The sequence below is a fragment of the Actinacidiphila guanduensis genome (genome assembly GCF_900103985.1).
Lineage (GTDB): Bacteria > Actinomycetota > Actinomycetes > Streptomycetales > Streptomycetaceae > Actinacidiphila > Actinacidiphila guanduensis.
Genome location: NZ_FNIE01000002.1, coordinates 394,479 through 408,119 on the forward strand (window position 1 = coordinate 394,479; position 13,641 = coordinate 408,119).

Sequence of the window (13,641 nt, forward strand, 5' to 3'; positions counted from 1 at the left end):
TCAGGCGGCCACCAGCTCCGGGTGCAGCACCACCTTGGTGAAGCCCTCGACCCGCTTGTCGAACTTCTCGTACGCCATCGGCGCCTGGTCCAGCGGCAGTTCGTGGGAGACCACGAAGCTGGGCCGGGCCCGGCCGGCGATGATCAGGTCGCGCAGCTTGCGGTTGTAGCGCTTGACGTTCGTCTGGCCGGTGCCCATGCGCTGGCCCTTCTCGAACATCCTGCCGATCGAGACGAGCAGCTGGCCGTGCTTGGCGTGGTCGTCCGGGCCGCCCGGGTCGGAGGGCACGTAGAGCCCGGGGATGCCGAGCTTGCCGGTCGGGCGGACCGTCTCCACCAGGGAGTTGAGGACCACCGCGGGCTCCTCCTCGCCGGTCTTGCCGGACTGCGCCTGGTAGCCGACCGCGTCCACGCCCTTGTCGGTGCCCTCGCCGTCGGTCATGTCGCGGATCTGCTCGGCCGGGTCGCCCTTGGTGAAGTCGATCGGGATCGCCCCGATCTGCTCGGCCTTGGCGAGCCGCTCGGGTACCCGGTCCACGACGAACACCTTGGCGGCGCCGCGCAGCAGCGCCGAGTACGCGGCCATCAGCCCCACCGGTCCTGCCCCGTAGACCGCGACGCTCTCGCCGGGGGAGACCTCGGCGAGCTCGCAGCCGTGGTAGCCGGTCGGGAAGATGTCCGCCAGCAGCACGAAGTCGGTCTCGAACTGCTCGCCGTGCGGCAGCTTGAGGCAGTTGAAGTCCGCGAAGGGCACCCGCAGCCGCTCGGCCTGGCCGCCCATGTAGGGGCCCATGGCCACGTAGCCGTAGGCGCCGCCGGCGAAGCCCGGGTTCACCGTCAGGCAGAAGCCGGTCTTGCCGTCCAGACAGTTCTTGCAGAAGCCGCAGGCCACGTTGAACGGCATGACGACCCGGTCGCCGACCTTCAGCGAGGTGACGCCGGAGCCGACCTCCTCGATCACGCCGAGGTTCTCGTGGCCGAAGACGATGCCCGCCTCGGCTGCCGTGCGGCCCTCGTACATGTGCAGGTCGGAGCCGCAGATCGCGGTGGACGTGACCCGTACGATCACGTCGTTGGGGTGCTGGATGCCCGGGTCGTCCACTTCCGTGACCTTGACCTCGAAAGGCTTCTCGTACACGACTGCCTTCATCGTCACCACTTCCGTTGTGCAGGGTGCGGATGAGCGGCGGCAGCGCCGGAGCGGACGGGTCTGGCCGTACCGTCCGGGCCGTCGTCCCCCTTCCAGTGCACACCCCGGCGGCAGCGGTCTCAAGCCGAGTCCGGCCGCCGCGTCCGGCCGGGCCGGGCCCGCGACGCTCAGCAGTCGGAGTCGGACTCGCAGTCGTCGTCGGCGCTGAAGCCCTCGGCGGCGGCAGCCGCGCAGGTGCCGGGCTCGTGCTCGGGGGCACGGCCGTCCAGCGGGGCGCAGCCGCCCACGGCCTGGTGCAGCAGGTCGTAGAGCGCGGCGCGCTGCTCGCCGTCGAGCGCGGCCAGGACCTCGTCCTCGGCGGCGGCCAGGGCGAACTCGGCGGCGGCGAGCCGGCGGGTGCCGGCGTAGGTGAGCTCCACGATGTGGCGGCGCCGGTCCAGCTCCGAGCGCTTGCGCTCGACCAGGCCCTCGGTCTCCAGCTCGTTGAGCAGGCCGACCACGTTGGCGCGGTCGATCAGCAAGGTGGCGGCCAGGGCCTGCTGGGTGGCGCCGCCGCCGTTCTCCCGCAGCACGGTGAGCGCGACCAGGTGGCGCGTGCGCAGTCCGAGCGGGGCCAGCACGGACTCGGCCCGCCGCCGCATCCGGCGCGTCAGCTGGTCCAGGAGCGCGCCGGAGCGCCTGGGCGGCTGGTTCAGCACCGGGAGGGTGGACATTCCCACATCGTATACCCGGCCCACCGGGAATGGTGGCGTGCTATAAATCGTTGGTGCTGCACAAACCATCTATGAAAGGTTACGCACCATGCCTCACCTGCTGCACATCGACTCGAGCATCCAGGGCGAGCGCTCTGTCAGCCGGCGCCTGACCGCCAGGGCGCGCCAGGCCTGGCAGGCCGCGCACCCCGGCGGCACCGTCACCTACCGCGACCTGGGTGCCGAGCCGCTGCCGCACCTGACGCCCGCCAGCGCCGGTGCCGGGCTCACCCCGGCCGAGGCCCGCACGCCCGAGCAGGCGGCCGCCTACGCGCTGAGCGAGGAGATCATCAACGAGGTCAAGGCCGCGGACGCGGTCGTGCTCGGCCTGCCGGTCTACAACTTCGGCGCGCCCAGCAGCGTGAAGACCTGGGTGGACCACCTGATCGTCCCGGGCCTGTCCGTGGACGGCGCCACCCAGCAGGGGCTGCTCGGCGGCCGCGAGCTGCTGGTCGTCATCTCCCGCGGCGGCGGTTACGGCCCGGGCACCCCGCGTGAGGGCTGGGACCACGCCGAACAGTGGCTGCCGCACGGCCTCGCCCTGACCGGTCTGGAGCCGGATTACGTCATCGCCGAGCTCACCCTCGCGCACGTGAACCCGGCGATGTCCGAGCTGATCCCGCTCGCGGACGCCAGCATGAAGGCGGCCGAGGAGGCCATCGACAACCGCTGGAAGGCCGGCGTCCCGGCGTAACGCCCGCCGCCACGGCGCCACTGCACCAAGGCCCCCCGGCCACCGGGGGGCCTTGGGCGTGTCCGGGGAGGGTGCGGGGTCCGGTGGCCGGCAGTGGGGCCGCGGTGGGGCGGCAGTGGCCGGCGAGGGGCCGGCAGGGGCGGGGACGCCAGCGGGTCGGCGGTGTCGTCGGGTCGCGCAACCCGGCGGCGGGTACTGGATGTTGGCGGAGCGGGTGGGGGTTCCGTAAACGTTGCCGGTTCTCTTGACAGGGCTCCGAGCGAGGGCCGATTCTCCTGAGAGCGCTCTCAGTGGAACGCTGTTTCATCGCCCTGACCCTCTGTCACGATCCCTGACCCCCCACCCCCACAACGCCCCCCATATCACCCCCCCCACATCAACCCCCCACGCTCCAGAAGGAGTACGCATGTCCCGCACAGACACGCGCGTACCGCCCTCGGAACGGCGCCGAACGCGCGACCGGCTGCCGGTCCGGCGGGCCGCGGTCGCGCTGGTGGCCGCCGTCGCCACGTTCACCGGGCTCGCGCTCGCCGGGTCGCAGGCCGCCTCGGCCAGCCCGGCGGCCGACGCCGCGCCCGCCGCCCCGGCCGCGGCCCACGCGGCCGCCGCTCCCTCGGACGTGCCCGCCGCCCCCTCCGGCTTCACCACCACGTGGAGCGACGACTTCAGCGGGCCCGCCAACACCGGTCTGAACACCGACACCTGGCGCTACGACGCCGGCGCCGGCTGGACGTTCGGCACCGGTGAGATCGAGGACATGACCACCAGCACCAGCAACGTCTACACCGACGGCAACGGCCACCTGGTGCTCAAGGCGCTGCACTCCGGCACCGACCCCAACTCCGGCTGGACGTCCGGCCGGGTGGAGACCCAGGCCGACGGCTTCGGCGCGCGGCCGGGCGGCGTGGTGCGCGTCCAGGCCTCGATCCAGCAGCCGAACCTCACCACCGCCAACGGCGCCGGTTACTGGCCCGCGTTCTGGATGCTCGGCTCCCCGCTGCGGGTCGGCGTCGGCTGGCCGGGCTCCGGCGAGGTCGACATCATGGAGGACATCAACGCCCGCAGCTCCGTCTTCGGCACCCTGCACTGCGGGGTCAGCCCCGGCGGCCCCTGCAACGAGTCCACCGGCATCGGCAGCGGTGAGCACGCCTGCTCCGGCTGCCAGACCGGCTACCACACCTACGCCGTGGAGATCGACCGCTCCACCTCGCCCGAGCAACTGCGCTACTACCTGGACGGGCAGCAGTACTTCACCATCAACTCCAACCAGGTGGACGCCACGACCTGGGCCAACGCGGTCGACCACAGCTTCTACGTGATCTTCGACCTGGCGATCGGCGGCGGCTTCCCGGCCGCCTTCGGCGGCGGCCCCAACTCCGCGACCGCCTCGGGCGGCCAGATGAACATCGACTACGTCGCCGTCTACAACAAGGCGCCGGCCGGCACCACCGGCACGAACATCGCGCTGGGCAAGACGGCCACCTCGTCCTCCAACGAGAGCGCCCAGTTCCCGGCGTCCAACGCGGTGGACGGCGACATCACCAGCCGCTGGTCCAGCGGCTTCTCCGACCCGCAGTGGCTCCAGGTCGACCTCGGCCAGTCGTACAACCTCACCCACGCCAGCCTCACCTGGGAGGCGGCCGCGGCGGCGGCCTACCAGCTACAGGTGTCCTCCGACGGACAGAACTGGACGACGGTCTACACCAACAACAACAGCCCGCAGGACCTGCAGGACACGGCGCTGAACACCACCGGCCGCTACGTCCGCGTCTACGCCACCTCCAGAGCCTCGCAGTACGGCGACTCGCTCTACGAACTGGCGCTGTACGGCACACCGGCCGGCGGCAGCACGCCCCCGGGCGGCTCCACACTGCTCTCGCAGGGCCACACCGCCACCGCGTCCTCCGCGGAGAACGGCTCCTTCACCGCGGCCATGGCTGTGGACGGCGACCCGGGCACCCGCTGGTCGAGCGCCTTCTCCGACCCGCAGTGGCTGCAGGTGGACCTCGGCGCCGTGCACACCCTCAGCCAGGTGAAGCTCAACTGGGAGACGGCATACGGCACCGCGTACCAGATCCAGACGTCCACCGACGGCACCAACTGGACCACCGTCTACTCCACCACCAGCGGGACCGGCGGCAACCAGACGCTGCCGGTGACCGGATCGGGCCGCTACGTACGCCTGTACGGCACGCAGCGCGCCACGCAGTACGGCTACTCCCTCTGGGAGTTCCAGGTCTACGGCAGCTGATCCGGCCCGCGCTGTCCGGCCGGAGGGGCGCACCAGCCCCGCCGCGCCGGGGGCCCCTTCGACCGAGCCGTGCGGGCCGGGCTGTCAGGACCGGCCCGCACGGCTCCCCGCATGTTCCGTCCCCGCCCCTTCCCCGCCGCCGTACAGGGCGCGTCAGGAAGGGGCGGGCGCGCGTCAGGGAGGCGTCAAGGACGGGTCCGCCGCCAAGGGGCCGTGCCTAGCGTCGAAGACATGCGAGGCGGCGACTTCCCCGACACGGTGCCGCGTTCCCCCGCGGGGGACGCGGGCCGGGCCGTGCGCGCCCACGACCGCGGCTGGCCCGCCCGGCTGCACACCGCCTACGCCGCCGCGGCCTCGGTGCTCGCCCTGGCGCTCGTCCTCGACGGCTGGGACGGCACCCTGACGGCCTGGCGGGCGCTGGCCTGGACCGGCCTGGCCGCGCTGCTCCTCTGTGTGCTGCTGCCGCCGCGCACCACCGCGGGCACCGGCTGGCTGCGGGTGCGCGGCCTGGCCCGGGGCCACCGGGTGCGCACCGACCTGCTGGTCGCCGCCGTCTTCGACGGCCGGGTGGACCGCCGCCTGCTGCTGCGGGACGCGCTCGGCAACCGGGTGGCCGTCGAGGTCGCCGTCCTGCTGGACAACCCGTTCCTGTGGCACGAGGTCGACGCCGGTGCCCGCCGCTCGCGCGCGGCCGGGCTGCTGCCGCACGCGGCCGCGCTGCGCGAACTGGCCGAGCGGATCGACGCCGCCGAGGCCCGGCGGCTGCTGTCGGCGGCCGGGATCAGCTGACCACCCGCACCGGGCTGCCCGCCGTCCAGGCCGCGATGTCCTCCACCGCCTCGGTGTAGAAGACCCGGTACGTCTTCTCCGTCACGTAGCCCATGTGCGGGGTGAGCAGGGTGCGCGGGGCGCTGCGCAGCCAGTGGCCGGCGGGCAGCGGCTCGGGGTCGAACACGTCCAGCGCCACTCCCGCGGGCCGGCCCGCCTCGATCGCCTGCCGCAGCGCGTCCTCGTCCAGCAGACCGAACCGCGAGGTGTTGACGAGGTAGGCGTCCTCGCGCATCGCGCCCAACTCGGCCGCCCCGACCAGACCGCGGCTGCGCTCGGAGAGCACCATGTGCAGCGTGACGACCTTCGCGGTGGCGAACAGCTCCTCCTTGGCCACCCGGCGCACCCCGCTCTTGGCGGCCCGCTCGTCGTCGAGGTGGGGGCTCCAGGCGACGACGTCCATGTCGAAGGCCGCGCCCACCGCCGCCACCCGCGCGCCGAGCCGGCCCAGGCCGACCACGCCGAGCACCTCGCCAGCCAGGTCGGGCGCCACGGTCTGCTGCCAGCCGCCGGCCCTGATCCGCGCGTCCTCGGCGGCCGTGCCGCGGACCAGGCCCAGGATGAGCGCCCAGGTCAGCTCCGCGGTGCCGGAGGGGAAGGCGCCGGTGCCGCAGACCAGTACGCCGTGCTCGGCGGCGGCCGCCATGTCGATGGCCGCGTTGCGCATCCCGGTGGTGACCAGCAGCCGCAGCCGGGGCAGGCGGGCCAGCACCCCGGCGGGGAAGGCGGTGCGCTCCCGCATCGCCACCACCACGTCGAAGGGCGCGAGCGCGGCCACCAGAGCGTCGGGATCGGCAATGTGCTCGGCGAAGAACTCCACCTCGGCGCCGGGCAGTCGCCCGGCCCAGTCGGCGGTCCGCTCGGCGACCTGCTGGTAGTCGTCCAGTACGGCGACCCGGATCGGCACGGCAACTCCCTCGGTGAACCTCGTTCGGGCACGGATGCCCCCGGGCGCCGATCCTAGGCGTCCTCCTTGTGCGGCTCCGCGCTCCGCCTCACGCCCCGGCCGCGTCGTCCCCGTCGTCCCCGTCGTCGCCTTCGCCGGCCGCGCCCTCCAGTTCGCCCTCGGTGTCCAGCAGGATCCGGCGCAGCTCGGCGAGGACGGCCGGGTCGGGCTCCGCCCACATGCCGCGCGACTGCGCCTCCAGCAGCCGCTCGGCGATGCCATGCAGCGCCCAGGGGTTGGCGGACTGCAGGAAGGCGCGGTTCTCCGGGTCGAGCAGGTAGCTCTGGGTGATCCGGTCGTACATCCAGTCGGCGACGACACCGGTGGTCGCGTCGTAGCCGAACAAGTAGTCCACGGTGGCGGCGAGTTCGAAGGCGCCCTTGTAGCCGTGCCGGCGCATCGCCTCGATCCAGCGGGGGTTGACCACGCGGGCCCGGAAGACGCGGGAGGTCTCCTCCACCAGGCTGCGGGTGCGCACCGTCTCCGGGCGGGTCGAGTCACCGATGTAGGCGGCCGGGGCGGTGCCGCGCAGCGCGCGGACGGCGGCCACCATCCCGCCGTGGTACTGGAAGTAGTCGTCGGAGTCGGCGATGTCGTGCTCGCGGGTGTCGGTGTTCTTCGCGGCGACCGCGATCCGGCGGTAGGCGGTCTCCATCTCGTCCCGCGCCGGGCGGCCGTCGAGCCCGCGGCCGTAGGCGTAGCCGCCCCACACCGTGTAGACCTCGGCGAGATCCGCGTCGGTGCGCCAGTCCCGGGAGTCGATCAGCTGCAGCAGCCCGGCCCCGTAGGTGCCCGGGCGGGAGCCGAAGATGCGGGTGGTGGCCCGCCGCTCGTCGCCGTGCTCGGCGAGGTCCGCGCGGGCGTGCGCTCGCACGTGGTTGACCTCATCGGGCTCGTCCAGGCCCGCGACCAGGCGGACCGCGTCGTCGAGCAGCGCGACGGTGTGCGGAAAGGCGTCCCGGAAGAAGCCGGAGATGCGCAGGGTGACGTCGATGCGAGGGCGGCCCAGCTCGGCCGGCGGCACCGGCTCGAGACCGGTGACGCGGCGGGAGGCGTCGTCCCACACCGGGCGCACGCCCAGCAGCGCCAGCGCCTCGGCGATGTCGTCGCCCGCGGTGCGCATCGCCGAGGTGCCCCACAGCGACAGGCCCACCGAGGCCGGCCAGTCGCCGGTGTCCTCGCGGTAGCGGGCCAGCAGCGAGTCGGCGAGCGCCTGGCCGGTCTCCCAGGCGAGCCGGGAGGGCACCGCCTTGGGGTCCACCGAGTAGAAGTTGCGGCCGGTCGGCAGCACATTGACCAGGCCGCGCAGCGGCGAGCCCGAGGGCCCGGCCGGGACGAAGCCGCCGGCCAGCGCGTGCAGGGTGCGGTCCAGCTCGGCGGTGGTGGCCGCCAGGCGCGGGACGACCTCGCGGGCGGCGAAGTCCAGTACGACGGCGAGCTGCCCGCCCTCGCCGTGGCCCTGGGCGGCCAGCACACCGGGGACCGCGTCGGGCCGCCAGCCCGCGTCCTCCATCGCCTGCACCAGCGCGCGGGCCCGCGCCTCGGCGTCGTCGGCCGCGGTGCGGGTGGCCGCGGACTCGTCCAGGCCGAGCGCCTCGCGCAGGCCGGGCAGCGCCGAGGTGCCGCCCCAGATCTGCCGGGCGCGCAGGATCGCCAGCACCAGGTCCACGCGGGCGGCACCCTCCGGCGCGCTGCCCAGGACGTGCAGCCCGTCGCGGATCTGGGCGTCCTTGATCTCGCACAGCCAGCCGTCGACGTGCAGCAGGAAGTCGTCGAAGCCCTCGTCGTCGGGCCGGTCGGAAAGGCCCAGGTCGTGGTCGAGCCGGGCGGCCTGGATCAGCGTCCAGATCTGCGCGCGCACCGCCGGCAGCTTCGCCGGGTCCATGGCGGCGATCTGCGCGTGCTCGTCCATCAGCTGCTCCAGGCGCGCGATGTCGCCGTAGGAGTCGGCGCGGGCCATCGGCGGCACCAGGTGGTCCACGAGCGTGGCGTGGGCGCGGCGCTTGGCCTGCGTGCCCTCGCCCGGGTCGTTGACCAGGAAGGGGTAGATCAGCGGCAGGTCGCCCAGCACCGCGTCGGGCCCGCACGCGGCCGACAGGCCCGCGTTCTTGCCGGGCAGCCACTCCAGATTGCCGTGCTTGCCGAGGTGGATCATCGCGTCGGCGCCGAAGCCGCCGTCGGCCCGGTCCGCCGCTATCCAGTGGTAGGCGGCCAGATAGTGGTGCGAGGGCGGCAGGTCGGGGTCGTGGTAGATCGCGATCGGGTTCTCGCCGAAGCCGCGCGGCGGCTGGATGAGGACGAGCAGGTTGCCGTACCGCAGCGCGGCCAGCACGATGTCGCCCTCCGGGTTGCGGCTGCGGTCCACGAACATCTCGCCGGGCGGCGCCCCCCAGTGCCGCTCGACGGCCTCGCGCAGCTCGGCGGGCAGGGTGGCGTACCAGCGGCGGTAGTCGGCGGCGGGCACCCGGACCGGGTTGCGGGCCAGCTGCTCCTCGGTGAGCCAGTCCTGGTCGTGGCCGCCGGCGTCGATGAGGGCGCGGATCAGGGCGTCGCCGGGGTGGGCGGTCCCGCCGGCGCCCTCGCCGTCGGCTGCCGCGGCGCCCCCGGGCTCCTGCCCGGCGTCGTCCCCGGTGCCGTACTCGGTGTCGAGGCCGGGGATCGGCTCGGTGCCCAGGTCGTAGCCGGCCTCGCGCAGCCGGCCGAGGAGGGCCATGGCGCTCGCGGGGGTGTCCAGGCCGACCGCGTTGCCGATCCGGGAGTGCTTGGTCGGGTAGGCCGACAGCACCAGGGCGAGCCGCTTGCGCTCCGGCGGGATGTGCCGCAGCCGGGCGTGGCGTACGGCGATGCCGGCGACGCGGGCGGCCCGCTCGGGGTCGGCGACGTAGGCGGGCAGCCCCTCGGCGTCGAACTCCTTGAACGAGAAGGGCACCGTGATCAGCCGCCCGTCGAACTCCGGCACCGCGATCTGGCTCGCGGCGTCCAGCGGCGAGACCCCCTCGTCGCTCGCCGCCCAGTCCGCGCGCGAGCCGGTCAGGCACAGCGCCTGCAGGACGGGTATGTCGAGGCCGGTGAGCGCGCCCGCGTCCCAGGCCTCGTCGTCGCCGCCGGCCGAGGCGTCGGCGGGCCGGGTGCCGCCGGCGGCGAGCACGGTGGTCACCACCGCGTCGGCGGCGGCGAGTTCGGCGAGCAGGCCCGGCTCAGGGGCGCGCAGGGAGGCAACGTAGTACGGCATCGCCCGCCCGCCGGCCTCCTCGATCGCCGCGCACAACGCCTCCACGAAGGCGGTGTTGCCGCTCATGTGGTGCGCCCGGTAGTACAACACCGCGACGGCCGGGGCGTCTTGGGCCACCTCGCGCGAGGCGGTGCGCTCGAGCGGGCCCCACGAGGGCGCGGCGGCGGGCGGTTCGAAGCCGTGGCCGGTGAGCAGCACGGTGTCGCAGAGGAAGCGGGCGAGCTGGTCGAGGTTGGCGGGGCCGCCGTGCGCGAGGTACGCGTGCGCTTCCGCGGCGATGCCGATCGGGACGGTGGAGGCGGCCATCAGCTGGGCGTCGGGGGCCTGTTCGCCCGACAGCACGACCACGGGGAGGCCCGTGGCCCGCACCGCGGCGAGCCCGTCCTCCCACACCCGCAGCCCGCCCAGCAGCCGCACCACCACCAGCTCCGCGCCCTCCGCGAGGGCGGCCACTTCCGCAGCGGCGGTCCGCGCCGGGTTCGCCACGCGGTACCCCACGGGGCCGCCTGCGGCGCGCGCACTGAGCAGATCGGTGTCGGAGGTGGAAACCAGCAGGATCGCCATGCGGCTCATCCTAGGTGGGGGCTACTCGCCGCTTGGGTTCCCGTCCGCCGCCGGGTGCCGCGCCATCGTGGCTGGTCGCGCAGTTCCTCGCGCCCCTCGGGTGCGCGTCTGCCCCACGGGGGTCCGATGCCGTCGCAAGGCCGGTGGCCTGCTTGTCGCGCAGTTCCCCGCGCCCCTATACAGCTTGCCCTTTGCGCGCAGGGCGAGCCCCGTACAACCCAGGGGCGCGGGGAACTGCGCGCCCAGCCAGGGCCGGCCTGCCGCCGGGAGCGGGGGGAAGCTCCTACGGCGGGGTGCCGTTTCTTGGGGGCGCGGGGAACTGCGCGGGAAGAGGCCACCGGCCTGCGGCCGGAACTGGCGGGGGTGGGGCAGACGGGAACCCGAGGGGCGCGAGGAACTGCGCGCACAGCTCAAGGCGGGCCCGCGGCCGGGAGCGGCGGGGAACCCCCACGGCGAGTGGCCACCGTAAAAAGCGTATGGCGCAGCTCACACTCGGCCGATGAAATATCCGGGGACCACATCCCCGTTTGCATAACCGTGAGCGTAAGCGGGGACCGGGTATCCGGTTCCGCGCCATCACCAGGAACCCGCCCGGAAAGGAGTGCGTCGTGACCGTCACCGTCGAGAACGTCGAGACCGTCGGGAACAAAGACACGCGGCGTGCCCCCCGCACCCGCGCGGACGCGCTCCGCAACCGCGAGCGCATCGTCGCCGCGGCCCGTGAGGTCCTTGTCGAGTTCGGCCCCGACGCCCCGCTCGACGAGATCGCCCGCCGGGCCGGCATCGGCAACGCCACGCTGTACCGGCATTTCCCGGACCGGCACGCCCTCGTCCACGACGTCGTGGTCTCGGTGATCGTCCGCATCGCGGACCACGCCGAGGAGGCGGCCCGCGGGAGCGACCCGTTCACCGCGCTGTGCGCCTTCGCGCACGCCGCGGTGGAGGAGCGGGTCGGCGCCCTGTGCGGCGTCGTCAGCTGCGGCTACGCCCCGCACAGCGAGGCGCTGGGCGCCGAGCACGAGCGGCTGCAGAGCGCGCTGGACGCGCTCATGGAGCGCGCCCGGGCCGCCGGCCAGCTGCGCCCCGGGGTCGGCACCGACGACCTGATGATCGCGCTGTCCCAGCTCACCCGCCCACTGCCCGGCAGCCACTGCCCGGGTATCGACGCGGCCGCCCACCGGCACGTCCACCTCTTCCTGGACGGCCTGCGAGCGGTCCACGCCACCGACGCACCCGAACTGCCCGGCCCGGACGCGCCCCCCACGGGGTCCCGCCCGCGCCGCACGGAGGCACCCTGCACCTCGGCCAGAAGCTGAAGTCCGCGCCCGCCACCGGCCGACGACGCCCGGAGCGGACCGCGGATCTTCCCCGGCCCTGAATTCACCCGTCCCGTACGTCCCCAGCCGACTCCGCACACTCTCCGCACCCTTTCTGCCCGCACTGCCGAACCGGCAGCACCGGCAATCCCCTTGACCCGCCGGCGGCGGAATGCCGCGGCGTGCCCAGGCGCGCCGTATCGCCCCGAACGCCGACTCCTCAGCTCCCCCTTGCCTTTTTCACTCTCCCGAGGCGGATTCGCATGTTCCGAAGCATCACCAAGAAGACGTCCGCGGCGTCCCGCCCTGCGGCTCGCGGACTCCCTGATCCCAATCGCTGGAAAGCGCTGGTGTTCATCTCGCTGGCCCAGCTGATGGTCGTGCTCGACGCGACCATCGTGAACATCGCGCTGCCCAGCGCCCAGCACGACCTGCACATCTCCGACGCCAACAAGCAGTGGGTCATCACGGCCTACGCGCTGGCGTTCGGCGGCCTGCTGCTCTTCGGCGGCCGGCTGGCCGACCTGTGGGGCCGCAAGCGGGCCTTCGTGACCGGCCTGACCGGCTTCGCGCTGGCCTCCGCGCTCGGCGGCGCCGCCGCGAACGAGGCGATGCTCTTCAGCTCCCGCGCGGCCCAGGGCCTGTTCGGCGCGATGCTCGCGCCCTCGGCGCTGTCGCTGCTGGCCACCACGTTCACCGACGCCAAGGAGCGGGCCAAGGCGTTCGGCGTCTTCGGCGCCATCGCGGGCGGCGGCGGCGCGGTCGGCCTGCTGCTCGGCGGTGTGCTCACCGAGTACCTCGACTGGCGCTGGACGTTCTTCGTCAACATCCCCTTCGCGGTGATCGCGGCGCTGGGCGCCTGGCTGGTCATCCGCGAGCCCGAGGGCGGGCGCAACCGCTCGCCGCTGGACGTGCCCGGCGTGGTCCTCTCCACGCTCGGCCTGGTCTCCCTGGTCTACGGCTTCACCCGCGCGGAGACCAGTGGCTGGTCCGCCGTGTCCACGATCGGCCTGCTGGTCGCCGCTGTGGTGCTGCTCGCCACGTTCGCGCTGGTGGAGTCGCGCACCAAGGCGCCGCTGCTGCCGATGCGCGTGGTCGCCGACCGCAACCGCGGCGGCACGTACCTCTCGCTGGGCCTGGCCATCATCGGCATGTTCGGCGTGTTCCTCTTCATGACGTACTACCTGCAGGTGGTGCAGGGGTACTCGGCGATCAGGACCGGCTTCGCGTTCCTGCCGATGGTCGCGGCCTTCGTCACCGGCTCCACGCAGATCGGCGCGCGCCTGGTCACCCGGCTGCCCGCACGGGCGCTGATGGCCCCGGGCTTCGCGGTCGCCGCGGTCGCGATGCTGCTGCTGACCCGCCTGTCGGTCGGCGCGTCCTACCCGGGCGTGATCCTGCCCGGCCTGGTGCTGCTGGGCCTGGGCATGGGCACCGCGTTCATGCCGGCGATGGCGCTGGCCACCTCGGGTGTGCAGCCGCGTGACGCGGGTGTCGCCTCGGCGATGGTCAACACCTCGCAGCAGGTGGGCGGCGCGATCGGCACCGCGCTGCTGAACACGCTGGCCGCCTCCGCGACGGCCACCTACCTGGCCTCTCACAAGGCCACGGCCGGCGGCGCCCAGCTGCTGCAGGCCCGGGGCTTGGTGCACGGCTACACCCACGCCATCTGGGTCGCCGTGGCCATCGAGGCGGCCGCCTCGCTGATCGCCCTCTTCGCGGTCACCGCGGGCCGCCCGGGCTCCACCCGGGTCGCCTCCAGCGACCAGGACGCGAGCGTCCAGGACGAGCCGGAGATCCCGGTCATCGCCCACTGACCGCGGGCCTTCACCGCACAGAACGGCGACGGCGGGTCCCCCACCAGGGGGCACCCGCCGTCGCCGTTCCGCGTTCCCGGGGCTGCGTTCGT

General features: G+C 73.8%; 9 protein-coding genes. 5 read left to right on the plus strand and 4 right to left on the minus strand.

Annotated elements, in window-relative coordinates:
• Both BLR33_RS05050 and BLR33_RS05055 read right to left on the minus strand, forming a co-directional pair.
• Positions 1 to 1,149: a glutathione-independent formaldehyde dehydrogenase gene (locus tag BLR33_RS05050; RefSeq protein ID WP_093783034.1), complete on the minus strand. Its 1,149-nt coding sequence runs from the start codon at positions 1,147 to 1,149 to the stop codon at positions 1 to 3.
• Positions 1,150 to 1,316: 167 nt separating this feature from the next.
• Positions 1,317 to 1,862, minus strand: coding sequence for a MarR family winged helix-turn-helix transcriptional regulator (locus BLR33_RS05055; RefSeq protein ID WP_093783035.1), 546 nt, complete (start codon positions 1,860 to 1,862; stop codon positions 1,317 to 1,319).
• Positions 1,863 to 1,950: 88 nt separating this feature from the next.
• On the opposite strand from BLR33_RS05055, the gene BLR33_RS05060 reads away from it, so the two are divergent.
• The 3 genes from BLR33_RS05060 to BLR33_RS05070 all read left to right on the plus strand — a co-directional run bounded on the left by BLR33_RS05060 (position 1,951) and on the right by BLR33_RS05070 (position 5,635).
• The gene (locus BLR33_RS05060) at positions 1,951 to 2,595 is read left to right on the plus strand and encodes an FMN-dependent NADH-azoreductase (protein WP_093783036.1); all 645 of its coding nucleotides are present in this window, start codon (positions 1,951 to 1,953) and stop codon (positions 2,593 to 2,595) included.
• Between the two features lie 406 nt (positions 2,596 to 3,001).
• Entirely contained in the window at positions 3,002 to 4,846 is a 1,845-nt protein-coding gene (locus BLR33_RS05065; protein ID WP_093783037.1) for a discoidin domain-containing protein, read from the plus strand.
• A 231-nt stretch (positions 4,847 to 5,077) separates the two neighbouring features.
• Positions 5,078 to 5,635, plus strand: coding sequence for a hypothetical protein (locus tag BLR33_RS05070; protein WP_093783038.1), 558 nt, complete (start codon positions 5,078 to 5,080; stop codon positions 5,633 to 5,635).
• On the opposite strand, the gene BLR33_RS05075 is transcribed toward BLR33_RS05070, so the two are convergent.
• Both BLR33_RS05075 and cobN read right to left on the minus strand, forming a co-directional pair.
• Positions 5,628 to 6,581 carry a D-2-hydroxyacid dehydrogenase family protein gene (locus BLR33_RS05075; protein ID WP_218136612.1) on the minus strand — a complete coding sequence of 318 codons (954 nt, stop codon included), beginning with the start codon at positions 6,579 to 6,581 and terminating at the stop codon, positions 5,628 to 5,630. The genes BLR33_RS05070 and BLR33_RS05075 overlap by 8 nt on opposite strands.
• An 88-nt stretch (positions 6,582 to 6,669) precedes the next feature.
• Positions 6,670 to 10,416, minus strand: a complete 3,747-nt coding sequence (cobN, locus tag BLR33_RS05080; protein WP_093783039.1) for a cobaltochelatase subunit CobN — start codon at positions 10,414 to 10,416, stop codon at positions 6,670 to 6,672.
• A gap of 608 nt (positions 10,417 to 11,024) precedes the next feature.
• On the opposite strand from cobN, the gene BLR33_RS05085 reads away from it, so the two are divergent.
• Both BLR33_RS05085 and BLR33_RS05090 read left to right on the plus strand, forming a co-directional pair.
• Positions 11,025 to 11,732 carry a TetR/AcrR family transcriptional regulator gene (locus BLR33_RS05085; RefSeq protein WP_093783040.1) on the plus strand — a complete coding sequence of 236 codons (708 nt, stop codon included), beginning with the start codon at positions 11,025 to 11,027 and terminating at the stop codon, positions 11,730 to 11,732.
• Positions 11,733 to 11,995: 263 nt separating this feature from the next.
• Positions 11,996 to 13,549, plus strand: a complete 1,554-nt coding sequence (locus BLR33_RS05090; RefSeq protein ID WP_093783041.1) for an MFS transporter — start codon at positions 11,996 to 11,998, stop codon at positions 13,547 to 13,549.
• Positions 13,550 to 13,641 lie beyond the last annotated feature (92 nt).

Coding starts and splice junctions, on each gene's coding strand:
- cobN (WP_093783039.1), bottom strand. CDS start 10,416: ATGGCGATCCTGCTGGTTTCCACCTCCGACACCGATCTGCTCAGTGCG.
- BLR33_RS05090 (WP_093783041.1), top strand. CDS start 11,996: ATGTTCCGAAGCATCACCAAGAAGACGTCCGCGGCGTCCCGCCCTGCG.
- BLR33_RS05070 (WP_093783038.1), top strand. CDS start 5,078: ATGCGAGGCGGCGACTTCCCCGACACGGTGCCGCGTTCCCCCGCGGGG.
- BLR33_RS05055 (WP_093783035.1), bottom strand. CDS start 1,862: ATGTCCACCCTCCCGGTGCTGAACCAGCCGCCCAGGCGCTCCGGCGCG.
- BLR33_RS05065 (WP_093783037.1), top strand. CDS start 3,002: ATGTCCCGCACAGACACGCGCGTACCGCCCTCGGAACGGCGCCGAACG.
- BLR33_RS05060 (WP_093783036.1), top strand. CDS start 1,951: ATGCCTCACCTGCTGCACATCGACTCGAGCATCCAGGGCGAGCGCTCT.
- BLR33_RS05050 (WP_093783034.1), bottom strand. CDS start 1,149: ATGAAGGCAGTCGTGTACGAGAAGCCTTTCGAGGTCAAGGTCACGGAA.